Annotated in this window: 22 protein-coding genes and 2 pseudogenes; 15 read left to right on the forward strand and 9 right to left on the reverse strand. The window is 68.1% G+C overall.

The genetic code is table 11. The features are described from left to right. Positions 1-194, reverse strand: a 194-nt coding sequence (locus tag WAL33_RS21160) for an NTP transferase domain-containing protein (RefSeq protein ID WP_422183955.1), incomplete at its 3' end; no start/stop codon positions are given. 200 nt (positions 195-394) lie between these two features. Here WAL33_RS21160 and WAL33_RS21165 point away from each other — a divergent pair. Continuing rightward, positions 395-1,453, forward strand: a complete 1,059-nt coding sequence (locus WAL33_RS21165) for a LacI family DNA-binding transcriptional regulator (RefSeq protein WP_422183957.1) — start codon at positions 395-397, stop codon at positions 1,451-1,453. A 74-nt stretch (positions 1,454-1,527) separates the two neighbouring features. Here the strand turns inward: WAL33_RS21165 and WAL33_RS21170 are convergent, their stop codons facing one another. Further along, positions 1,528-1,869, reverse strand: coding sequence for an endonuclease domain-containing protein (locus WAL33_RS21170; protein WP_422183958.1), 342 nt, complete (start codon positions 1,867-1,869; stop codon positions 1,528-1,530). A gap of 114 nt (positions 1,870-1,983) precedes the next feature. Further along, on the reverse strand, positions 1,984-2,823 hold the full coding sequence (locus tag WAL33_RS21175; RefSeq protein ID WP_422183960.1) for a helix-turn-helix transcriptional regulator: 840 nt from the start codon (positions 2,821-2,823) through the stop codon (positions 1,984-1,986). A 97-nt stretch (positions 2,824-2,920) separates the two neighbouring features. Here WAL33_RS21175 and WAL33_RS21180 point away from each other — a divergent pair, with 97 nt between their 5' ends. Both WAL33_RS21180 and WAL33_RS21185 read left to right on the forward strand, forming a co-directional pair. After that, positions 2,921-3,811, forward strand: coding sequence for an SDR family oxidoreductase (locus WAL33_RS21180; RefSeq protein WP_422183962.1), 891 nt, complete (start codon positions 2,921-2,923; stop codon positions 3,809-3,811). 23 nt (positions 3,812-3,834) lie between these two features. After that, a pseudogene (locus WAL33_RS21185) lies at positions 3,835-3,926 on the forward strand (hypothetical protein); the annotation flags it as partial. Between the two features lie 21 nt (positions 3,927-3,947). Here the strand turns inward: WAL33_RS21185 and WAL33_RS21190 are convergent. Next, entirely contained in the window at positions 3,948-4,325 is a 378-nt protein-coding gene (locus WAL33_RS21190; protein WP_422183964.1) for a DUF427 domain-containing protein, read from the reverse strand. A 201-nt stretch (positions 4,326-4,526) separates the two neighbouring features. Here WAL33_RS21190 and WAL33_RS21195 point away from each other — a divergent pair, with 201 nt between their 5' ends. The 6 genes from WAL33_RS21195 (at position 4,527) to WAL33_RS21220 (ending at position 10,202) form a co-directional block, all read left to right on the forward strand. Beyond that, the gene (locus WAL33_RS21195; protein ID WP_422183965.1) at positions 4,527-5,678 is read left to right on the forward strand and encodes a fumarylacetoacetate hydrolase family protein; all 1,152 of its coding nucleotides are present in this window, start codon (positions 4,527-4,529) and stop codon (positions 5,676-5,678) included. Positions 5,679-5,701: 23 nt separating this feature from the next. Beyond that, complete coding sequence (gene xylB / locus WAL33_RS21200; protein ID WP_422183966.1) at positions 5,702-6,454, forward strand: D-xylose 1-dehydrogenase; 753 nt, start codon at positions 5,702-5,704, stop codon at positions 6,452-6,454. Between the two features lie 122 nt (positions 6,455-6,576). After that, positions 6,577-7,449, forward strand: coding sequence for an SMP-30/gluconolactonase/LRE family protein (locus WAL33_RS21205; protein ID WP_422183968.1), 873 nt, complete (start codon positions 6,577-6,579; stop codon positions 7,447-7,449). After that, positions 7,436-9,217: a xylonate dehydratase XylD gene (gene xylD, locus WAL33_RS21210; RefSeq protein WP_422183970.1), complete on the forward strand. Its 1,782-nt coding sequence runs from the start codon at positions 7,436-7,438 to the stop codon at positions 9,215-9,217. Before WAL33_RS21205 ends, xylD begins: the two co-directional genes overlap by 14 nt. 248 nt (positions 9,218-9,465) lie before the next feature. After that, positions 9,466-9,714 (forward strand): hypothetical protein, encoded by a 249-nt coding sequence (locus WAL33_RS21215; RefSeq protein ID WP_422183971.1) that lies wholly within the window; start codon positions 9,466-9,468, stop codon positions 9,712-9,714. Continuing rightward, positions 9,711-10,202, forward strand: a complete 492-nt coding sequence (locus WAL33_RS21220) for a GNAT family N-acetyltransferase (RefSeq protein WP_422183973.1) — start codon at positions 9,711-9,713, stop codon at positions 10,200-10,202. The genes WAL33_RS21215 and WAL33_RS21220 overlap by 4 nt, the downstream gene beginning before the upstream one ends. Before the next feature lie 33 nt (positions 10,203-10,235). Here the strand turns inward: WAL33_RS21220 and WAL33_RS21225 are convergent, their stop codons facing one another. Together WAL33_RS21225 and WAL33_RS21230 are read right to left on the reverse strand one after the other, a co-directional pair. Next, a complete protein-coding gene (locus WAL33_RS21225) occupies positions 10,236-10,631 on the reverse strand; it encodes a type II toxin-antitoxin system VapC family toxin (protein WP_422183975.1) in 396 nt (131 codons plus the stop codon). Further along, entirely contained in the window at positions 10,628-10,876 is a 249-nt protein-coding gene (locus WAL33_RS21230) for a type II toxin-antitoxin system Phd/YefM family antitoxin (RefSeq protein WP_422183977.1), read from the reverse strand. Before WAL33_RS21230 ends, WAL33_RS21225 begins: the two co-directional genes overlap by 4 nt. A gap of 185 nt (positions 10,877-11,061) precedes the next feature. On the opposite strand from WAL33_RS21230, the gene WAL33_RS21235 reads away from it, so the two are divergent. The 3 genes and pseudogenes from WAL33_RS21235 to WAL33_RS21245 form a co-directional block, all read left to right on the forward strand. Further along, the gene (locus WAL33_RS21235; RefSeq protein WP_422183978.1) at positions 11,062-12,501 is read left to right on the forward strand and encodes a sugar porter family MFS transporter; all 1,440 of its coding nucleotides are present in this window, start codon (positions 11,062-11,064) and stop codon (positions 12,499-12,501) included. Positions 12,502-12,687: 186 nt separating this feature from the next. Then, positions 12,688-12,954: a hypothetical protein gene (locus tag WAL33_RS21240; protein ID WP_422183979.1), complete on the forward strand. Its 267-nt coding sequence runs from the start codon at positions 12,688-12,690 to the stop codon at positions 12,952-12,954. 101 nt (positions 12,955-13,055) lie between these two features. Continuing rightward, positions 13,056-13,172: pseudogene (locus tag WAL33_RS21245) on the forward strand (hypothetical protein); the annotation flags it as partial. A gap of 353 nt (positions 13,173-13,525) precedes the next feature. Here the strand turns inward: WAL33_RS21245 and WAL33_RS21250 are convergent. After that, positions 13,526-14,263, reverse strand: a complete 738-nt coding sequence (locus tag WAL33_RS21250) for a YceI family protein (RefSeq protein WP_422183981.1) — start codon at positions 14,261-14,263, stop codon at positions 13,526-13,528. 195 nt (positions 14,264-14,458) lie between these two features. Then, on the reverse strand, positions 14,459-15,058 hold the full coding sequence (locus WAL33_RS21255) for a TetR/AcrR family transcriptional regulator (protein WP_422183983.1): 600 nt from the start codon (positions 15,056-15,058) through the stop codon (positions 14,459-14,461). 189 nt (positions 15,059-15,247) lie between these two features. On the opposite strand from WAL33_RS21255, the gene WAL33_RS21260 reads away from it, so the two are divergent. The 3 genes from WAL33_RS21260 to WAL33_RS21270 are packed head-to-tail and all read left to right on the forward strand — an operon-like array spanning position 15,248 to position 21,044. Continuing rightward, positions 15,248-16,408: an efflux RND transporter periplasmic adaptor subunit gene (locus tag WAL33_RS21260; protein WP_422183984.1), complete on the forward strand. Its 1,161-nt coding sequence runs from the start codon at positions 15,248-15,250 to the stop codon at positions 16,406-16,408. Between the two features lie 12 nt (positions 16,409-16,420). Then, entirely contained in the window at positions 16,421-19,615 is a 3,195-nt protein-coding gene (locus WAL33_RS21265) for an efflux RND transporter permease subunit (protein ID WP_422183986.1), read from the forward strand. Position 19,616: 1 nt separating this feature from the next. After that, positions 19,617-21,044: an efflux transporter outer membrane subunit gene (locus WAL33_RS21270; protein ID WP_422183988.1), complete on the forward strand. Its 1,428-nt coding sequence runs from the start codon at positions 19,617-19,619 to the stop codon at positions 21,042-21,044. Between the two features lie 293 nt (positions 21,045-21,337). Here the strand turns inward: WAL33_RS21270 and WAL33_RS21275 are convergent, their stop codons facing one another. Further along, positions 21,338-21,853, reverse strand: coding sequence for a lipocalin-like domain-containing protein (locus WAL33_RS21275; protein WP_422183989.1), 516 nt, complete (start codon positions 21,851-21,853; stop codon positions 21,338-21,340). Positions 21,854-22,014: the final 161 nt, after the last annotated feature.

The following is a 22,014-nucleotide window of genomic DNA, read 5'->3' on the forward strand; positions in this document are numbered from 1 at the left end:
CCGGGGGCCGGATCGTCGACATGCTCCAGCCCGTGATCACGGCCCGCCGTCAGCACGCGGACCGCGCCGGCCGCCGTCGCCAGGGCCGCCACGCGATCGACCGCCCTCTTGCCGTCCCAGTCGAGCGCGGCCTTGTCGGCGCCCATGCGACGCGAGGCGCCGCCCGTCAGGATGATCGCGCCGAAAGGAGTCATGGCGCCAATCTAGGCCAGACACAGATCGCCGTCAGCATCCGCCTGGTCGACGCCGGCCCTGATGAAAGCAGGACAGGCGAGGACATCGTCGCTTCTGACCGCCCCGCCGGACCCGGTTCTGCGTCGAGGACCTGCGGCTTGTCTTCCAAGACAGCGCAAAAACGGTCTAGTGTCCGCCGCGATTAAGGGACGGACAATCAATGAACGAGCGTAACGAGCGTCAGCGCCGCCGCACAACCCAGAGCGCGACCATCCGCGACGTGGCCGCCCTGGCCGGGGTGTCGCCGATGACGGTGTCGCGGGTGATCAACCGCGAGACGACGGTCAAGTCCGAGACCAAGGCCCTGGTGGACGCGGCGATCCGCGACCTGAACTACGCGCCCAACCCCGCCGCCCGCAGCCTGGCCGGCTCGGCCCCGTTCCGCATCGGCCTGCTCTATGACAACCCCTCGACGGGCTATCTGTCGGAGTTCCTGGTCGGGGCCCTGGACGAGAGCAGCCGCACCGGCGCCCAGGTGGTGATCGAGAAGTGCGCCGAGCCGGAGCTGGCCGGCGCCACCCTGACCCGCCTGCTGAAGACCGGCGTCGACGGCCTGATCCTGCCCGCCCCGCTGTGCGAGAGCGCCCAGGTGCTGGCCGAGGTCAAGGCGGCCGGCGCCGCCGCCGTCGCGGTGGCCCCGGGCATGCCCAGCGCCGACATGGCCACCATCCGCATCGACAACGAAGCCGCCGCCTTCGAACTGGCCCAGCACCTGCTGGCCTTGGGCCACAAGCGCTTCGGGATCATCAAGGGGCACCCCAACCAGACGGTCAGCCAGCAGCGCCTGGACGGCTTCCGTTCGGCCCTGTCGGCGGCAGGCATCCCGGACGCGAACATCCGCGTCGAGCAGGGCTATTTCACCTACCGCTCGGGCCTGGAGGCCGCCGAGCGGCTGCTGGGTCAGGACGACCGCCCCACCGCCATCTTCGCCGGCAACGACGACATGGCCGCGGCGACGGCGGGCGTGGCCCACCGCATGGGCCTGGACGTGCCGGGCGACCTGTCGATCGTCGGCTTCGACGACACCTCGATCGCCGCCAACATCTGGCCGGCCCTGACCACCGTCCACCAGCCCATCGCCGCCATGGCCCGCGCCGCCGTCGACCTGGTGCTGGAGGAGATCCGCCGGATGCGCGGCAAGGCCGGCGAACCGCGCCAACTGGTGCATCCCCATACGCTGATCGTGCGGGATTCCACGGGGCCTGCGCCGGAGGGGTGACGGGCGGATATTTGCCCCCTCTCTCATAGAGAGAGGGAGGGGCCCGCCGCCGAAGGCGGTGGGAGGGTGAGAGGTTACACCCTGTCCGAACGGAGCACGGCCAGGATGTCCTCCCCGACGGCGCCAGGATCGGCTAGGACCCGTTCGTTGGGAAACCTCAGAACCACGTATCCAAACAGCTCCAAGGTCTGCGTGCGGCGCTCATCATAGTCCTCGCGCTCTTCGTGGACGGCGCCGTCCAGTTCGACGATCAGCTTGCCCGCCTCGCAGACGAAGTCGGCGAAATAGCGGTCTATCGGGACCTGCCGCAGGAACCTGTACCCGCCCAGCTGGCGGTTGCGGACCAGCTTCCACAATGCCTTCTCGGCCAGGGTCTGGTTCTGGCGAAGACGGCGGGCGTTGGCGGTCGCATCCATGGCGGACAGTTTGGGTTCGCCGCGATGGCCACGCAACGGAAGGAATCGGGATTTTCCGGTTGGCGGTGAAACCTCTCACCCTCCCACCGCTTCGCGGCGGGCCCCTCCCTCTCTCTAAGAGAGAGGGGTTTCATGCGTCTCCATCAACGACCGCACCAACGCCGCGTCCGCCTCCGTGGCCGGATTGTAGACGACCATGCTGAGGTCGGGCCGGCCGTCGACGACGAAGGCGGAGTATTCCATCGCCAGCGGGCCCAGGACCGGGTGCCGCAGATGCTTGGTCCCCTCGCCGTGGGCGAGCACGTCGTTCTCCAGCCAGAAGCGCTTGAACTCGGGGCTGGTCAGGCAGAGCTCGTCGACCATTTGGTTGATCTCGGACAACGCGCCGACCCGCGCCGCGTCCGCGCGGAAGGTGTTGACCACGAAGCGGGCGACGCGCTCCCAGTCATGCTGCGCGGCGCGGACCCGGGCGCTGCCGAACATCAGCCGCAGGAGATTGCGCTGGTCCGGCGGCAGGGCGCCGTAGTCGGTCAGCACCACGGCGGCGGCGCGGTTCCAGGCGATGATGTCCCAGGTGGCGGTCTTGATCATGGCGGGGCTGAACGCCATCCCGTCCAGCACCCGCTGCAGGCGGGGCGATACGCCCTCGCTGGCCTTGTAGCTAACCTCGGGCGGACGCCCCAGGCCCAGCAGGAACACGTGCTCGCGCTCGACGTCGGTCAGCATCAGCGCGCCGGAGATCCGGTTCAGCACGTCCGCCGAGGCCGCGCCGCCCCGGCCCTGCTCCAGCCAGGTGTACCAGGTGGCGCTGATATTGGCGCGCTGGGCGACCTCTTCCCGGCGCAAACCCGAGGTCCGCCGGCGCGTCGCGGTGAACCCCAGGGCCACCGGATCCAGGCGGGTGCGCCGATCCTTCAGATAGGCTCCCAGCCGATTGCCGGTCTCGACGGCCATGCCTGATCCTGTTGATTATTATACTAGGATAAAGTCACTACTTTAATAGGATCACCCTAGGGCGATATGCCCCTCCGAACAACATCGGAGTGCTTCCATGCGTGTCTTCCTCACCGGCGCGACCGGCTTCATCGGCTCGGCCATCGTGCCGGAACTCCTCAAGGCGGGGCATCAGGTGATCGGGCTGACGCGGTCGGACGCCGGCGCCCAGGCGCTGGCCGCCGCGGGCGTCCAGGCCCATCGCGGCAGCCTGGAGGACCCAGACAGCCTGCGCGCCGGCGCGATCCAGGCCGACGGGGTGATCCATTGCGCCTTCGATCACGACTTCTCCAACTTCGTGGCCAATTGCCAGAAGGACACGCGCGCCATCGAGGCCCTGGCCTCGGCGCTGAAGGGATCGGATCGTCCGCTGGTCATCACCTCGGGCGTCGGCATGGGGAGCCCCGGTCCTGGCCAGCCGGCGACCGAGGACGTTTTCAATCTCGACCACCCCAACCCCCGCAGCGCCTCGGAGATCGCCGGCGCCGCGGCCCTGGAAACCGGCGTCAACGTCTCGGTGATGCGCCTTCCCCAGGTCCACGATCCGGTCAAGCAGGGGCTGATCACGCCCTCGATCGAGATCGCGCGCGCCAAGGGGGTCTCGGCCTATGTCGGCGACGGCGCCAATCGCTGGGCGGCCGCCCACGTGCTGGACGTCGCGCGCCTCTACCCGCTGGCGCTGCAGCGCGGACAGGCCGGGGCCCGCTACAACGCGGTGGCCGAGGAAGGCGTGTCGGCGCGCGAGATCGCCGAAGTCGTCGGCGCGGGCTTGAAGCTTCCCGTGGTCTCTCTGACGCCGGAAGAAGCGGCGGGTCATTTCGGCTGGTTCGCGATGTTCGCGGGCCTGGACATGCCGGCCTCCAGCGCCTGGACGCGGGAGACGCTGGGCTGGACCCCCACGGGGCCGGGCCTGATCGCCGATCTCAGGGCGATGGACTACGGGGTTTAGGACAGCAGCGACGGTGCTGGGAAATCCTCGTCCTTCGACAAGCTCAGGATGAGGATTTCCACTGAGCGGTCGCCAAATTCGTCCTCATCCTGAGCTTGTCGAAGGACGAGGACGTTCTGCGACGCTCAAGGCCGGATCACCCCTCTTCGACGATCCCGTCCACCCGGTCCGGATAGAAGGCCAGGTGGTCCTGGATCGCCGCCACCGACGGATAGGCCGCCTCGTAGGTCCAGATCGCATTGACCGACCGCTCGCCGCCCGACGGGATGCTGAAATACGACGCCTGGCCCTTGTAGGGGCAGTAGGTGGCGTGGTCGGTGCGCGCCAGCAGCGCCATGTCGACGTCCTTGCGCGGGATGTATTGCACCGCCGGATAGGACGCCTCCTTCAGGGTCAGGGCGTCGCGCGTGTCGGCGACGACCTTCCCCCCGAGGGTGACAACCACCCGCTTCGGATTCGGCGTGACGGTGATGGGGTGGTCGGGCCCCGGGATCTTGATCGGCCGGTCGGTCATGGCGTTGTCCCGCTAAAGCTTACACCGTTGTAAGTGGCCTCCGATCGGTCCTTCCGCTAGGGCGTGGGCGTGATTTGCACCTCGCGCCAGGGCTTGCGCTGAGCGTCGTGTTAGCGCTAACAACGTCATCGACAAGTGACGGGGGGCGTGGGCGGCGAGTCAAGACCGGTCCAACGCGCCCGCCAGGGAGAGAGACGACCGGTGGCCCTTAGTGATTTCCTTCCCGACGACTGGCGCGACGCGACCCTGCTGGGCCGCATCGACTTCGGCGACGGTCCGACCCCGGTTCTGATCCGCGGCGGCCGCATCGAGGACGTCAGCAAGATCGCCCCGACCACCTCCGACCTGATGAACGCCTTCGAGCCCGGCGCGGCGATCCCGCGCGGCGAGGATCTGGGTCCGCTGGAGGCCCTGGACGTGCGCGCGGTGTGGGAGAACCCGCAAGGCGCGGCCGCCAAGCTGCTGGCCCCGGTCGACCTGCAAGTGCTGAAGGCGGCCGGCGTCACCTTCGCGGTCTCGACCCTGGAGCGGGTGATCGAGGAGCGGGCGCGCGGCGACGCCGCCGAGGCCCTGAAGATCCGCGCCCAGCTGGCCGACAGCATGGGCGGCGACCTGCGCAGCGTGAACCCGGGCTCCGACGGCGCCGCGCGCCTGAAGGCGACCCTGATCGCCGACGGCCTGTGGTCGCAATATCTGGAAGTCGCCATCGGCCCCGACGCCGAGATCTTCACCAAGGGCCCGACCCTGTCCTCGATGGGCTGGGGCGACCATGTGGGCGTGCGCAACGACAGCCACTGGAACAACCCCGAACCGGAAGTCGTGCTGCTGTGCGACGGTCAGGGCCGGATCCGCGGCGCCGCGCTGGGCAACGACGTCAACCTGCGCGACTTCGAAGGCCGCTCGGCCCTGCTGCTCAGCAAGGCCAAGGACAACAACGCCTCGTGCGCGATCGGCCCGTTCTTCCGGCTGTTCGACGACGGCTTCTCGCTGGACGACGTCCGCTCGGCCGAGGTGACGCTGAACATCACCGGCCGCGACAACTTCGTGCTCGACGGCCACAGCAACATGAGCCTGATCAGCCGCGACCCGGCGGTGCTGGCCGGCCAGGCGTTCGGCAAGCAGCATCAGTATCCCGACGGCTTCGCCCTGTTCCTGGGCACGATGTTCGCCCCGATCCAGGATCGCGACGCCGCCGGCCAGGGCTTCACCCACAAGGTCGGCGACCGCGTGCGCGTGGCCACACCAAAGCTGGGCGTGCTGGAGAACGAGGTCACCACCTGCGATCTCGCCGCCCCGTGGACGTTCGGCGTCTCCGCCCTGATCCGCAACCTGGCCGGCCGAGGCCTGCTGTGAACATCGAAGTGAAGCGTCCGCAAGTGACCACCTCCTCAGCCATCTATCCCAGCCTTCGCGGCAAGCGCGTCGTCATCACCGGCGGCGGCTCGGGCATCGGCGCGGGCATCGTCGCCGGCTTCGTGCGCCAGGGCTCGGAGGTGATCTTCCTCGACGTCGCCGACGCGGATTCCAAGGTGCTGGCCGAGCAGCTGTCAGGCTCGGAAATCGCGCCGATCTACGTCCGCTGCGACCTGACCGACCTGAACGCGGTGGCCAAGACCTTCGCCGACATCGGTCCCATCGACGTGCTGGTCAACAACGCCGGCAACGACGACCGGCACAAACTGGCCCAGGTGACGCCCGCCTATTGGGACGAGCGCATGAACGTCAACCTGCGTCACATGCTGTTCTGCACCCAGGCCGTAGCCCCGGGCATGAAGGCGCGCGGCGGCGGGGCGGTGATCAACTTCGGTTCGATCAGCTGGCATCTGGGTCTGGAAGACCTGGTCCTCTACGAAACCGCCAAGGCCGGCATCGAGGGCATGACCCGGGCCCTGGCCCGCGAGCTGGGCCCCGACGACATCCGCGTCACCTGCATCGTGCCGGGCAACGTCAAGACCAAGCGCCAGGAGAAGTGGTACACGCCCGAGGGCGAGGCCGAGATCGTCAAGGCTCAGGCCCTGAAGGGCCGCCTGGTCCCCGACCATGTGGCCTCGCTGGTGATGTTCCTGGCCTCGGACGACGCGTCCCTGTGCACCGGTCACGAATACTGGATCGACGCCGGCTGGCGTTGATCGGCGCGTAACCCCCGCCCTCCTGGCCTTCGCTCCGGCGCCGCGCCGATCCCCGACCTTTGGAGGAGCTGTCGCGAGGCCGCCGAGGGGGTATACCGCTGTGAACTGAGAGGACGTCGCGCATGCCCAACCCCACCTGCGTCTGGGACCTGAAGGCCACCCTCGGCGAGGGGCCGATCTGGTCGGCCGAGGAACAGGCCTTGTGGTTCGTCGACATCAAGGGCCACAAGGTCCACCGCTTCCATCCGGCCAGCGGCGAGACGACCAGCTTCGACGCGCCCGATCAGGTGACCTTCCTGGCCCCGCGCGCCGGCGGCGGGTTCGTGGCGGGGCTGAAGAGCGGCCTGCACCACTTCCACCCCGACAGCGGCTTCGCCTTCCTGGGGGAGATCGAGGACGCGGCGCTAAACAACCGTCCCAACGACGCCACCGTCGACGGCGAGGGCCGGCTGTGGTTCGGCACCATGCACGACGGCGAGGAGGCTCCGACCGGGGCGCTCTACCGCCTCGACGAAGCCGGGCGGCCGATCGCCGAGGACACCGGCATCTGCATCACCAACGGCCCCTGCGTCAGTCCCGACGGCAAGACCTTCTATCACACCGACACCCTGGACAGGACCATCTGGGCCTACGACATGGACGGCGGCGCGCTGTCGAACAAGCGGCTGTTCTTCAAGCTCGAGATCGACGACGCCTGGCCCGACGGCTCGGTGGTCGACGCCGAAGGCTTCGTCTGGACGGCCCTGTGGGGCGGCCACGGCGCGCTGCGGATCTCGCCCCAGGGCGAGGTCGTCGACCGCATCACCCTCCCCGCCATCAACGTCACCAAGCCCTGCTTCGGCGGGCCCGACCTGAAGACCGTCTATTTCACCACCGCCCGCAAGGGACTGAGCGACGAGCAACTCGCCGCCTATCCCCTGTGCGGCGGCCTGTTCGCCCTGCCCGTCGCCGTCGCCGGCCAGCCCCAATACGAGGTGCGTCTTGACCTCCCCTAATAGAACTCCCCGCCGCTTCCGCTCGCGCGACTGGTTCGACAATCCGGACCATATCGACATGACCGCCCTCTATCTGGAGCGGTTCATGAACTACGGGATCACCCCCGAGGAGCTGCGCAGCGGCAAGCCGATCATCGGCATCGCCCAGACCGGCAGCGACATCTCGCCGTGCAACCGCATCCACCTGGACCTGGTGACCCGGATCCGCGATGGCATCCGCGACGCCGGCGGCATTCCGATGGAGTTCCCGGTCCACCCGATCTTCGAGAACTGCCGGCGCCCGACGGCGGCCCTGGATCGGAACCTGTCGTATCTGGGCCTGGTCGAGACCCTGCACGGCTATCCGATCGACGCCGTGGTCCTGACCACCGGCTGCGACAAGACCACCCCGGCCGGCATCATGGCCGCCACCACGGTCAACATCCCGGCCATCGTGCTGTCGGGCGGCCCGATGCTGGACGGCTGGCACGACGGCGAGCTGGTCGGTTCGGGCACGGTGATCTGGCGCTCGCGCCGCAAGCTGGCGGCCGGCGAGATCAACGAGGACGAGTTCATCCAGCGCGCCGCCGACAGCGCCCCCTCGGCCGGCCACTGCAACACCATGGGCACGGCCTCGACCATGAACGCCGTCGCCGAGGCCCTGGGCCTGTCGCTGACCGGCTGCGCGGCGATCCCCGCCCCCTATCGCGAGCGCGGCCAGATGGCCTATCGCACCGGCCAGCGGATCGTCGACCTGGCCTATGAGGACATCAAGCCCAAGGACATCCTGACCAAGAAGGCGTTCGAGAACGCCATCGCCCTGGTCGCGGCGGCCGGCGGCTCGACCAACGCCCAGCCGCACATCGCGGCCATGGCGCGGCACGCGGGCCTCGAAGTCACCGCCGACGACTGGCGCGCGGCCTACGACATCCCGCTGATCGTCAACATGCAGCCGGCCGGCAAGTATCTGGGCGAGCGCTTCCACCGGGCCGGCGGCGCGCCGGCGGTGCTGTGGGAACTGCTGCAACAGGGCCGCCTGCACGGCGACGTCCTGACCGTGACCGGCAAGACGATGGCGGAGAACCTGGAAGGTCGCGAGACCAAGGACCGCGAGGTGATCTTCCCCTACGCCGAGCCGCTGGCCGAGAAGGCCGGCTTCCTGGTGCTCAAGGGCAACCTGTTCGACTTCGCGATCATGAAGTCCAGCGTCATCGGCCCCGATTTCCGCGCCCGCTACCTGTCCAAGCCCGGCCAGGAAGACATCTTCGAGGCTCGCGCCATCGTGTTCGACGGCTCCGGCGACTATCACGCCCGGATCAACGACCCGGCCCTGAACATCGACGAGCACTGCATCCTGGTGATCCGCGGCGCGGGTCCGATCGGCTGGCCGGGCTCGGCCGAGGTGGTCAACATGCAGCCGCCGGACCACCTGCTGAAGAAGGGCATCCAGAGCCTGCCCACCCTGGGCGACGGCCGCCAGTCGGGCACCGCCGACAGCCCCTCGATCCTCAACGCCTCGCCCGAGAGCGCCATCGGCGGCGGGCTGTCGTGGCTGCGCACCGGCGACACCATCCGCATCGACCTGAACACCGGCCGTTGCGACGCCCTGGTGGACGAGGCCGTGATCGCCGAGCGCCGCAAGGAGGGCATCCCCGCCGTCCCCGAGACCATGACCCCCTGGCAGGAAATCTACCGCGCCCACACCGGCCAACTGGAGACCGGCGGCGTGCTGGAGTTCGCCGTGAAGTACCAGGACCTGGCCAGCAAGCTGCCCCGGCATAACCACTAGGAATGAAGGCCCTCGGCGCGATCCGGGGGCCTTTTCGTTCAAGGGTCGACGGCGAACACTTGCCCCCTACGGGTCGCTTCGCGACCGTCTTCCCCCACAGGGGGAAGAGGGCGCGCGTTGTTGCCCTCCGCCCCCTATGGGGGCGGACAGACCGCGTAGCGGTCAGGTGGGGGCAAGTGGGTGTGATCCCACGCGACAGTTCGCTGACTGGCTAGGCGGAACACCAAGGCCCGTCCTACGATGTCGCCATGGACCTCGATAACGACGACCAGATTTGGACCGACGCCATCCACGCCGCCGCCGATTTCGGCGCGGCTTGCGCGACCTTCCGCAACACGAACCCCTTCCCGCAAGTGGTCGCTCTCGACCATATCATCAACACCCTGATGACCGAGCTTTGGGACCAAGGCTTCAGTCAGTCGGAGATCCGCACCGCCTTTGAGGATGCATTGGCCGACATGAACCGCTACGCAGCCGGCGAGGAGCGACGGTCTTGAGCCTCGGCGTTCCACACATCCGCGACGCCCAACCCGCCGACCTCGCCCCCCTGGCCCACCTGTGGTGGTCCGGCTGGCGAGACGGCCATGACGGGTTGCTGCCGGAGGCCCTGACCCGGCTGCGCACGCTGGAGAGCTTCCAGGAGCGAACGGACGCCGCCCTGCCCAAGGTGCGCACCCTCGGCCCCGTCGGCGCGCCGCTGGGCTTCCACCTGCTCAAGGACGACGAGCTCTACCAGTTCTATCTGGCCCCAGAGGCGCGCGGGACCGGAGCGGCGGCGGTGCTGATGGCCGACGCCGAGACGCGGCTGGCCCAGGCCGGCGTCACGACCGCCTGGCTGGCCTGCGCGATTGGCAACGCCCGCGCCGCGCGGTTCTACGAGAAGGCCGGCTGGACGATGGCGCGCATCGAGAACGTGCCGACCGAAACCTCCGAAGGCCTCTTCCCGCTGGAGGTCTGGCGCTACGAGAAGCGCCTGGCCGGCTAAGCGCTCGGCGAGCGAGCCGACGATCCGCCGCCGTCAAACCTTGATGATGCGCGTGTTGTAGGACGCCACCACGGCGTCGTGGGTCAACAGGACCAGGGCCTCCGTCAGCCCCTGGGCGACCAATAGCCGGTCGAACGGATCGGCGTGGATGCGGGGCAGGGTTTCGACGATGACGGCTTGCTGCGGCGTGATCGGGATCAAGGAATAGCCGGCGGCGCTGAACAGCACCTGGGCGTCATGGGCGCCGATCGGCATCGCGCCCGGGCCCTGGCGGTCAAGGCCGTGCTTGATGGCGATTTCCCACAGGGTTACGGCGCTGACGCAGACCTCGTTGGCGGGATCCAGGATCAGGTCGCGCGCGCTCGCCGATAGACGTGGGTCGTCCGTGAGGGTCCAGAGCGCGACATGGGTGTCGAGCAGCAGCCTCAATCGCGCGGATCCAGAAACAGCGCGGCCACCTCGGCGTCCTGTGCGGCTGTATCGGCGGGCGCCACGAACTGCCCCTTCGCGATGCCGATCCTGACCGGCGTCCGGGCGGTCGTCGTCATCGGCATCAGCCGAGCGGCCGGACGGCCGTTGCGGGCGATCACCACCTGATCGGTTTCCCCGCTCTCGACGGCTTCCACCAACTTGGAAAGTTGCGACTTGGCGTCGTGCATGTTGACTGTGCGCATGTTCGAGTTCACCCTTAGCTAGACTTAGCTAGCACGGATCGGGCCGAATTGAAAGTCGACCGCGTCACCGCCTCAGCCCGCTTGCGTGCTGATACCGGTAACACTAAGGTCAGACCAACCAAAGTCCCGCTTCAGGGGCTCGTTAGGGATCAAACGCGGCCTTCGGGCCCCATGGGGAAGATACAGTGGCATCAGTCATCAACGCCGGGCCGAGCCCGGGGATGAGCGCCGACGGCGCCAAGGTGAACATGGCCTTCATCGCCGCCATCGTGGCCGTCGCCACCATCGGCGGCTTCATGTTCGGCTATGACAGCGGGGTCATCAACGGCACGCAGGAAGGCCTCGAGAAGGCTTTCAACCTCAGCAAGCTGGGCACCGGCCTCAACGTCGGCGCCATCCTGATCGGCTGCGCCTTTGGCGCTTTCGCCGCCGGCCGCCTGGCCGACGTCTGGGGCCGCCGCACGGTGATGATCATCGCCGCCCTGCTGTTCCTGGTCAGCGCCATCGGCACCGGCGCCTCGCACACCTCGCTGGTGTTCATCGCCTTCCGCCTGATCGGCGGCCTGGGCGTGGGCGCGGCCTCGGTCCTCTGCCCCGTCTACATCTCGGAAGTCACGCCGGCCAACATCCGCGGCCGCCTGTCTTCCGTGCAGCAGATCATGATCATCACCGGCCTGACCGGCGCGTTCGTGGCCAACTACGTCCTGGCCCACACCGCCGGCAGCTCGACCGCCCCGTTCTGGCTGGGCCTGCCCGCCTGGCGCTGGATGTTCTGGATGCAGACCATCCCCGCCGCGATCTTCTTCTTCAGCCTGCTGGCCATTCCGGAAAGCCCGCGCTTCCTGGTCGCCAAGGGCAAGGACGCCGAAGCCGAGAAGATCCTCTCGCGCCTGTTCGGCGCCGGTCAGGGCGCCGGCAAGGTGGCCGAGATCCGCGCCTCGCTGGCCGCCGACCACCACAAGCCCAAGCTGTCGGACCTGCTGGACCCGACCACCCGCAAGATCCGCATGATCGTCTGGGCCGGCCTGGTCCTGGCCGTCTTCCAGCAGCTGGTCGGCATCAACATCGTCTTCTACTACGGCTCGGTGCTGTGGCAGTCAGTGGGCTTCACCGAGGACGACAGCCTGAAGATCAACATCCTGTCGGGCACGCTGTCGATCGTGGCCTGCCTGGCCGCCATCGCCGTGATCGACAAGATCGGCCGCAAGCCGCTGCTGCTGGTCGGCTCGGCCGGCATGGCCGTGACCCTGGGCGTCCTGACCTGGTGCTTCTCGACCGCCACCACCGTGAACGGCGCCCTGCACCTGGCCGACAATGTCGGTCTGACCGCCCTGGTCGCGGCCAACGCCTATGTGGTGTTCTTCAACCTCAGCTGGGGCCCGGTCATGTGGGTCATGCTGGGCGAGATGTTCCCCAACCAGATGCGCGGCTCGGCCCTGGCCGTCGCCGGCTTCGCCCAGTGGATCGCCAACTTCGCCATCTCGGTCAGCTTCCCGGCCCTGGCCGCGATCAGCCTGCCGATGACGTACGGCTTCTACGCGCTCAGCGCCGTGGTTTCGTTCTTCCTCGTGCAGAAGCTGGTGCACGAGACACGCGGCAAGGAGCTGGAGGCGATGCAGGGCTAAGGCCCTCTCACCCGACAGACGATCACGCCCGGGAGGTTCCGCCTCCCGGGCGTTTTTCATTCACGGCCGCATCACCCAAACACACTCAAAAATTGAACTATCCGCCACGCAACCTCCGTAGACGGGGGCCTCCAAACCAGACACGTTATGCGACGTGGGAAGCCCACAACTCAAATGGAGATTGTCGTGGAGAAGAGCTTCAAACTGAAGATCGCCCTGGCTGGCGCGGGCTTGTTGGCCAGCATCGCCCTCCCCCTGGCGGCGGTCGCCTTCCCGAAAAACGGCTGGGAGCACTACTACTACACCGACGCCTCGCATACGATGGAGGCGGGCCAGCAAACGATGTACTGCAACGGCAAGATGGCCATGCAGTGGGGCGAGATCACGCCCTATTACGATGTGGAGCTGATCGATTGCCACGATCCGGTTGATCCCCCCAACTATTGGCCTTGATAGGCGTTTCGCCAGACCATGGGACGCCCGGGAGATTTCATCTCCCGGGCGTTTTCCTGTGCGGTTCGCCGCCCGCCCCAGCGCCGCTTCCGGCGAGCGTGGTCTCGGGCTACCATCACAATGTGCGCGGCGGCTTCCTGATGCTGAAGCCGGGTCTGTACGCGGCGGGCAAGGGCTCGGCGCGGTTCAGGAACTTCAAGTACCGGGCGCTGGCTTAACGACCATCCTCTTCGACTGTCATCCCGGGCGTAGCGAAGCTAAGACCCGGGACCGACGCCTGAGCGCCGCGTTTCCGGCGGTCCCGGATCGGCGCGCTGCGCGCTTGTCCGGGATGACAGAGCTTTGGGTTGGAGATCGAAGACGACGTTCAAACCCCTCTTCGCAGATCATCGCCGAGGAATTGGTCGAGGCCGTTCTGACGCTGGCGCGGAACTTGGTTCGGTAACTCTCAAACTCTGTTCATCCCGACGAAAGTCGGGACCCAAGCTGAATGTCCGGACTGGTCTCCGAGCCAGGATCCGCAAACACCGCTTGGGTCCCGGCTTTCGCCGGGATGAAAGGATGGTGAGAATTAGGTGGCCGCCGCCGCGGGGGCCTTGGCCAACGCCGGGCCGCTGAACTCGGCCTCGATGCTCACGTCAACCTCGTCGCTGACGCCCATGGTCGTGCCGGGGGCCGGAACGCCGGAGCCGATGCCGAACTCCGAACGCTTGAACACGCCGTGGGCCGAGAAGCCGATGCGGGCCTGCGGGTCCATCGGGTGGCCGGCGTAGCCGCCGTTGAACGTGGCGTCGAGCACCACCGGCTTGGTCACCCCGTGCAGGGTGAAGTCGCCGGTGACCTTGGCGGTGTTGGCGCCGGTGACCTCGACCTTGGTCGAGCGGAAGGTGATGGTCGGGTATTGGCCCGCGTCCAGCCAATCCTTGCCGGTCAGCTCGTCCTTGAAGCCGGCCGGCGGGCTGGGCAGGGTCAGCGACCTGGGATCGATGGTCGCCTCGACGCTGGAGGCCGAAGGGTTGGCCGGGTCGAACCTCAGCTTGGCGTCGAAGTCGGCGAACCGCGCGGTGTAGTGCGAGAAGCCCAGGTGGCTGACCTTGAACGACAGGCTGGCGTGGGACGGATCGAGCTTGTAGTCGCCGGCCGGGACGTCGGGCATCACGAACTTGTCCGCCGGGGCGCCGGTCGCGGCGGCCGAAGGGGCGGCGGGCGCCTCGGCCTTCTTCTGGGCGGGCGGCGAGCAGGCCGCCAGGGTCAGGGCGGCGGCCGCGGCCAGGAGGGCCGCGTGCGGGCGAACGGTCGAAGAGGTCATGGCGTCGTCTTCCCTACTGCTGGGCGCTTCCAGGCGCCCGATCCCACGAAGGACGCGGGAAGGTGCGGGGTTCCGACATCGAGCGAACCTTTTTCTCGTCGCAACTTGACGTTACGGAAGGTAAGACGATGGTGTCCATAGCGACGTCGCCCGATCCCGCCCCCCTGGAGACGGTCCTTGAGCAGCCCAGCGGCCCTAGCTCAGCAGTTGCCGGAGCGTCTGGCGCAGAACCTCGGTCAGCGGTCCGCGATCGGTGTCGGGGTGGTTGACCGCCCGGATGATCATGCCGTCGAACAGCAGGCCCACGGCCTCGCAGCGGGCCTGGAACTCAGCGTCGCTCCATTCGGGCCTGCGGCCGCGGTCCAGCATGGCCTGGGCGTAGACACGCTCCTGCGCGTCGGCGGCCTGCAGGATGGCGGCGACCTTCGGATTGCGGCTGGCCTCGGCCAGGACTTCCAGCGTCAGCGACGCGCGACCCAGGTCGAAGCACTTGTCGACGGCCTCGGGCAGGTGCTCGGACAGGGCGTCCAGCAGGTCGCCCGGCCGGCTTTCCATCTCGGCGAACTTCTCGCGCATCTCGGCCAGGTCCTGGGCGACGATGGCGGCGATGATCGCCTCCTTGTTCTCGAAATAACGGTAGATCTGGCCTACGCTGAGACCGGCGACCTTGGCGATCTCGGCCATGCTGGCGCCGTGGAACCCGGCGTGACGCACGCAGTCGCACGCCGCATCCAGAATCTGCTGCCGCCGCGCCTCAGGCGTCGGCCGGCACGTCGTGTTGGCCTCATCGATCATCGAAAGCTTCGCTTCCCAATTAAATTTCCGTCACGTCAAGCTGGACGGAACCCCCGAGGTTGACTTGCGACAACCTCGGACCTATGTCCAGCCCCGTTGAGAATGAACGTTCATTCTCATGTTGGTCACCAACAGGGCGTCGTCAAGGCTGAAGGCCTGCGACGCCCTGTCGCTACTGGGGTTTTCCGTATGTCATTCGACCGTTCTCGCGCCGTCCTGTCGGCGGCCTCCTTGGCGGCCATCGCTCTAACCCTGGCGGCTTGCGGCCAAGGCAAGGGCGGAGCCGGCGGCATGGGCCCTGGCGGCCCAACCCCGGTCGGCGTTGTCGTCGCCAAGACCGAAACGGTCACCCTGACCACCGAACTGACCGGCCGCACCTCGGCCTATCTGGTCTCGGAAGTGCGCCCGCAGGTCGGCGGCATCATCAAGGCCCGCCTGTTCCAGGAAGGCGGCTATGTCCGCGCCGGCCAGTCGCTGTACCAGATCGATCCGGCCACCTATCAGGCCGCCTATAACAGCGCCGCCGCCGGCCTGGCCCAGGCCCAGGCGACCGCCACGGCCGCCAAGCTGAAGGCCGACCGCTACAAGGGGCTGGTCGAGATCAACGCCGTTTCCAAGCAGGATAACGATGACGCCCAGGCCGCCGCCCTGCAGGCCGCCGCCAACGTCGCCGCCCAGAAGGCCGCCGTGGACAACGCCCGCATCAACCTAGGCTGGACCAAGGTGGTTTCGCCGATCTCGGGCCGCATCGGCAAGAGCTCGGTCACCCCCGGCGCCCTGGTCACCGCCAGCCAGGCAACCGCCCTAGCCACGGTGCAGGACCTGTCCAAGATCTATGTCGACCTGACCCAGTCGTCGGCCGACATGTTGAAGCTGCAAGCAGCGTTCAACAGCGGCCAGCTGGGCCGCTCGGGCTCGGCCCAGGTGACCCTGAAACTGGAAGACGGTTCGACCTATCCGATCAGCGGCCGCCTGGAGTTCTCGGACGTCACCGTCGACCCGACCACCGGTTCGGTCGGCCTGCGCGCCACCTTCGACAACCCCAATGGCCAGCTGCTGCCGGGCATGTATGTCCGCGCCCAGCTCGGCAGGGGCGTGGCCAACGGCGGCATGCTGATCCCGCAGGCGGCCGTCAGCCGCGATCCCAAGGGCGCGGCCACCGTCATGGTGGTCGGGGCCAAGGGCGTGGCCGAGCCCCGCGTGATCGTGACCACCCAGACGGTGGGCGACAAATGGCTGGTGACCTCGGGCCTGAAGCCCGGCGATCAGGTCATCGTCGAAGGCCTGCAAAAGGTCCGCCCCGGCGCTCCGGTAAAGCCGGCCGTCATCACCGCCCCCGCTGCTCAGTAAGGCCGGCTCCTCATGCTTTCCCGCTTCTTCATCGACCGGCCGATCTTCGCGTGGGTCGTCGCGATCGTCATCATGCTGGCGGGGGCCCTGGCCATCCGCAGCCTGCCGATCGCCCAATATCCCGACATCGCCCTGCCCCAGGTGTCGATCAACGCCATCTATCCCGGCGCCTCGGCCAAGACCGTCGAGGACAGCGTCACCCAGGTCATCGAGCAGAAGATGAAGGGCCTGGACGGCCTGGACTACATGGCCTCGACCAGCGACAGCTCGGGCTCGGCCACCACCACCCTGACCTTCAAGGCCGGCACCGACATCGACATCGCCCAGGTGCAAGTCCAGAACAAGCTGCAGACGGCCACCGCGCTGCTGCCGCAGGAAGTCCAGCAGCAGGGCCTGACGGTCGCCAAGTCGGCCCGTAACTTCCTGCTGATCGTCGGCATGTATTCGGACGATCCGAAGGCCACCAACACCGACCTGGCCGACTATATCGCCAGCAATCTGCAAGACCCCCTCAGCCGCGTCGACGGCGTGGGCGAGGTCCAGCTGTTCGGCGCGCAATACGCCATGCGCGTCTGGCTGGATCCGACCAAGCTGGCCAGCTACAGCCTGACGCCCGCCGACGTCATCGCCGCCATCCGGGCCCAGAACGCCCAGGTCTCGGCCGGCCAGTTGGGCGGCGTGCCCAACATCCCCGGCATCGGCCTGAACGCCACGATCACGGCCCAGTCGCGCCTCTCCACCCCGGCCGAGTTCCAGAACATCATCGTCAAGAACAGCCCCGGCGGCGCCATCGTGCACCTGCGCGACGTCGCCCGCGTGGAGTTGGGCGCGGAAAGCTACGGCTTCGGCGCCAAGTACAACGGCAAGCCCGCCGCCGGCCTGGCCATCCGCCTGGCCCCCGGCGCCAACGCCCTGAACACCGCCGACGCCATCAAGGCGCGGATGGCCGTGCTGGAGAAGAACTTCCCGGCCAGCTTCCGGTACGTGATCCCTTACGACTCCACGCCGTTCGTGAAGCTGTCGATCGAGGAAGTGGTCAAGACGCTGATCGAAGCCATCGTGCTGGTCTTCATCGTCATGTTCCTGTTCCTGCAGAACTGGCGCGCGACCCTGATCCCGACCATCGCCGTGCCGGTCGTCCTGCTGGGCACCTTCGGGGTGCTGGCCGCCTTCGGCTACTCGATCAACACCCTGACCATGTTCGGCCTTGTCCTGGCCATCGGCCTGCTGGTCGATGACGCCATCGTCGTGGTCGAGAACGTCGAGCGGGTGATGAGCGAGGAGGGACTCAGTCCCGTCGAGGCCACGCGCAAGTCGATGAACGAGATCACCGGCGCCCTGATCGGCATCGCGCTGGTCCTGGCCGCGGTGTTCGTGCCCATGGCCTTCTTCGGCGGCTCGCAGGGCGTGATCTATCGCCAGTTCTCGATCACCATCGTCTCGGCCATGGCCCTGTCGGTGCTGGTCGCCCTGATCCTGACGCCGGCCCTCTGCGCCACCCTGCTCAAGCCGGTCAGCCGGGGTCATGGCGAGCCCCTCAACACCGACCACCGGGGTCCTTTGGGCGCGGTGGCGAACCTCTTCAATCGCTTCTTCAACTGGTTCAACCGCAACTTCAACGATGTCAGCGGGCGCTACCAGGGCTCGGTGCGCGGCCTTCTGGGCAAGAGCGGCCGCTGGATGCTGGCCTATGGCGTGATCATCCTGTTCATGGGCTTCCTGTTCATCCGCCTGCCCAGCGCCTTCCTGCCCGAGGAAGACCAGGGCACGATGTTCACCCTCGTCCAGCTGCCGCCCGGCGCGCCGGAAGAACGCACCCAGGCGGTGCTCGACACCGTGCGGAACCACTTCCTGGTCGACGAGAAGGACTCCGTGCAGGCGGTCTTCACCGTCGCCGGCTTCAGCTTCGCCGGCGCCGGCCAGAACGCCGGCCTGGCCTTCGTCCGCCTCAAGGACTTCGATGAGCGCAAGGCCGCCGACCGCAAGGCGCAAGCCGTCGCGGGCCGGGCCATGGGCAAGTTCATGCAAATCCGCGACGCCATGGTCTTCGCGATCGTGCCGCCGGCCGTGCCCGAACTGGGCACCTCGTCGGGCTTCGACTTCCAGCTGCAGGACGTCGGCGGCGTCGGCCACGACGCCCTGGTCGCGGCGCGCAATCAGGTTCTGGGCATGGCCGCCCAGGATCCCACCCTGGTCGGCGTGCGTCCCAACGGCCAGGACGACACGCCCCAACTGAAGATCGACATCGACCAGGCCAAGGCCGGGGCGATGGGCCTGACGACCGCCGACATCAACGCCGCGCTCAGCGCCGCGTGGGGCGGTTCTTACGTCAACGACTTCATCGACCGCGGCCGGATCAAGAAGGTCTATGTCCAGGCCGACGCGCCCTACCGCATGCGTCCGGAAGACCTGAACAGCTGGTACGTCCGCACCAGCAGCGGCACCATGGCGCCGTTCTCGTCCTTCGCCACCACCCACTGGATCTACGGCTCGCCGCGCCTGGAGCGCTACAACGGTCTGTCGTCGCTGAACATCCAGGGCTCGCCCGCCCCGGGCAAGAGCTCGGGTCAGGCCATGGCCGCCATGGAGAAGATCGCCGCCCAGCTGCCGCCGGGCATCGGCTTCGAGTGGACCGGCCTGTCGGCTCAGGAACGCGAGTCCGGCAACCAGGCCCCGGCCCTTTACGGCATCTCGATCCTGGTGGTGTTCCTGCTGCTGGCCGCCCTCTACGAGAGCTGGTCGATCCCGCTGTCGGTGATCATGGTCATCCCGCTAGGCATCGTCGGCGCCCTGCTGGCCACCAGCCTGCGCGGCCTGTCCAACGACATCTACTTCCAGGTGGGCCTGCTGACGACCATGGGCCTGGCGTCCAAGAACGCCATCCTGATCGTCGAGTTCGCCAAGGACCTGCACGAAAAGGGCATGGACCTGGTCGAGGCGACGGTGGAGGCGGTCCGCATCCGTCTGCGACCGATCATCATGACCTCGCTGGCCTTCGTCTTCGGCGTGCTGCCCTTGGCGATTTCGAACGGGGCTGGATCGGGGAGCCAGCACGCCATCGGCACCGGCGTGATCGGCGGCATGATCTCGGCCACCCTGCTGGCGATCTTCTTCGTCCCGCTGTTCTTCGTGATCGTCGAGCGGGTCTTCAAACCCAAGCCGCGTCGCCGGGTGGAAACCTCCGCGACTCCGGCCGAGAGCCACTGACATGCTTGTGCGTAACCTGACCCTCACCCTGCTGGCGGCCTCGGCGCTCAGCGCCTGCACCCTGGCGCCCAAGACCGTGCGCCCGGCCCTGCCGGTGACCAACGCCTGGCCGATCGCCCAATACAATCAAGGGGCGGCCAACGGTTCAACGGCTTCGGCCGCCGACCTGGGCTGGCGCGACGTGTTCATCGATCCGCGCCTGCAAGGCGTGATCGACCTGGCCCTGGCCAACAACCGCGACCTGCGCGTGGCGGTGCTCAACATCGAGCAGTCCCGCGCCCAGTACCGCATCCAGCGGGCGGCCCTCGTGCCGTCCGTCGCCGCCACGGCGACGGGGACTCAGAGCCGACTGACCGCGGACCAAGCCGCGGCCCGGCCCGACGGCGACCGCACGACCGAGACCTATTCGGTCGGCGTCGGGATCACCTCCTGGGAGATCGACCTGTTCGGCCGCGTGCGCAGCCTCAACAACGCGGCCCTGCAGAGCTACCTGGCCACCCGCGAGATCAGCCGTTCGGTGCAGATCAGCCTGATCGCCCAGACGGCCAGCGCCTGGCTGAACCTGGCCGCGGACCAGGACCTGCTGGCCGTGTCGCAGGAAACCCTGCGTACGCGCCAGGAGAGCACCGTTCTGATCCGCCGGCGCTTCGAGGCCGGCGCCATCTCGCAGCTGGAACTCAGCCAGGCCCTGACGCTGGTCGAAGCGGCCCGCAGCGACGTCGCGACCGCCATCGCCCTGGTCGAGCAGGACAAGAACGCCCTGCGCTTGGCCGTCGGCGCCGACGTGCCGGCCGACCTGCTGCCGGCCGGCGGTCTGGTCACCGCCCAGATCCTGCGGGACCTGCCGGCGGGCCTGCCTTCGGACGTGCTGACGCGTCGCCCCGACGTTCTGGCCGCTGAGCACCAGTTGGCCGGCGCCAACGCCAATATCGGCGCGGCCCGCGCGGCCTTCTTCCCCAGGATCAGCCTGACGGCCCAGGCCGGGGTCGCCAGCGGATCCTTGGGCAGCCTGTTCGACGGCGGCAACGGCGCCTGGAGCTTCTCGCCGGGCGTCAGCCTGCCGATCTTCTCCGGCGGAGCGAACATCGCCGGCCTCGACAGCGCCAAGGCCGGTCGCGACATCGCCGTGGCCAACTACGAGAAGGCGGTCCAGACCGCCTTCCGCGAGGTTTCCGACGGCCTGGCCGTGCAGTCGACGATCCAGGACCGGGTGGGCTCACAGGAACGCCTGGTCGCCGCCGCCAACGACACCGTCCGCCTGTCGCAGGCCCGTTACGGCGCGGGGATCGACAGCTCCTTGGCCGTGCTGGACGCCCAGCGCACGCTCTACGCCTCGCAGCAGACCCTGATCGTCGCCCGCCTGGCGCGGGAGACCAACCTGGCCACGCTCTACAAGGCCCTCGGCGGCGGGGCTCCTCCCGCCCAGTGAGGCCAACCCGATCCCCCGTCCCCAGCGGGGGAGTGCTAGCGGCGTCCCAGACGCCGCCAAGCCGGAAGGGGCGCGCTCCCCCCAATCCCGCGCGCCCCTTCTACTTTGGGGGAAGCCCTAACTTTCAACCGTCATTCCCGCCCTTGTGGCGGGAACCCCTGGCTCAGCTGACGGTGAGACGCCTTGGCGCGCCGGCGCGCCATACCCCTGCCCTTGCGACGGACAGAGGGGTTCCCGCCACAAGGGCGGGAATGACGGGCTAGTATTGGATATGACCGCGATCCACGCAAAGCTCACCGCTCGCGCCGCCACTCCGAGATCGGGATCGAACCGTCGGGACGCGGCGTGGGCACCTGGTAGCTGAGGCGGTCGGCGGTCAGGGCGTATTGGCGCCGCTGCTCGGTCCCGTCCCAGTTGGCGAACGACGCGCCCTCGATCCGGAAGACCAGCACGTGGGCGGCCGGGTCGATGGCGACGGTTCCATAGTGGGTGGACGATCCGATCACCGCGCCGGCCAGTTCCTCCGGCGAGGCCTTGGCCTTGTCGCCCGAGGCGATGCGCGGACGGTCGCCGTCGAAGATCTGCAAGCTGTAGCGGCCCTGGGCGTCGATGATCAGCCGCCCCTTGGGATGCTGGCCGTAGTCGCGGGCCCGCGCGCCGTCGGGCTTGAGGCGGTCGGCCGCGGTCAGGGTCCAGGTCCCGGCCAGCGCGGGCTCGGCCGCTGTCGCCGCCCCGGCGATCATCGGCGCCAGCAGCAGGGTCGCCAGAGCCGGACCCGCGCCGACGCGCCTCTTCGTGATCGATTTCATCTCGTCCTCCGGCATGTAACCTATTTATCAGGTTAGCTTGCGGACCATCCAAGAAGCACTGTAACCTGTCAATCCGGTTCGGAGCGCAGCATGACGACGGCGAAGGCGGAAATCCGCGACGGCTTCAAGTTTCGCGGCGGCAGCCCGGCCCTGGACCTGGC

The sequence above is a fragment of the Caulobacter sp. genome (assembly GCF_049283275.1).
Taxonomy (GTDB): Bacteria; Pseudomonadota; Alphaproteobacteria; order Caulobacterales; family Caulobacteraceae; genus Caulobacter.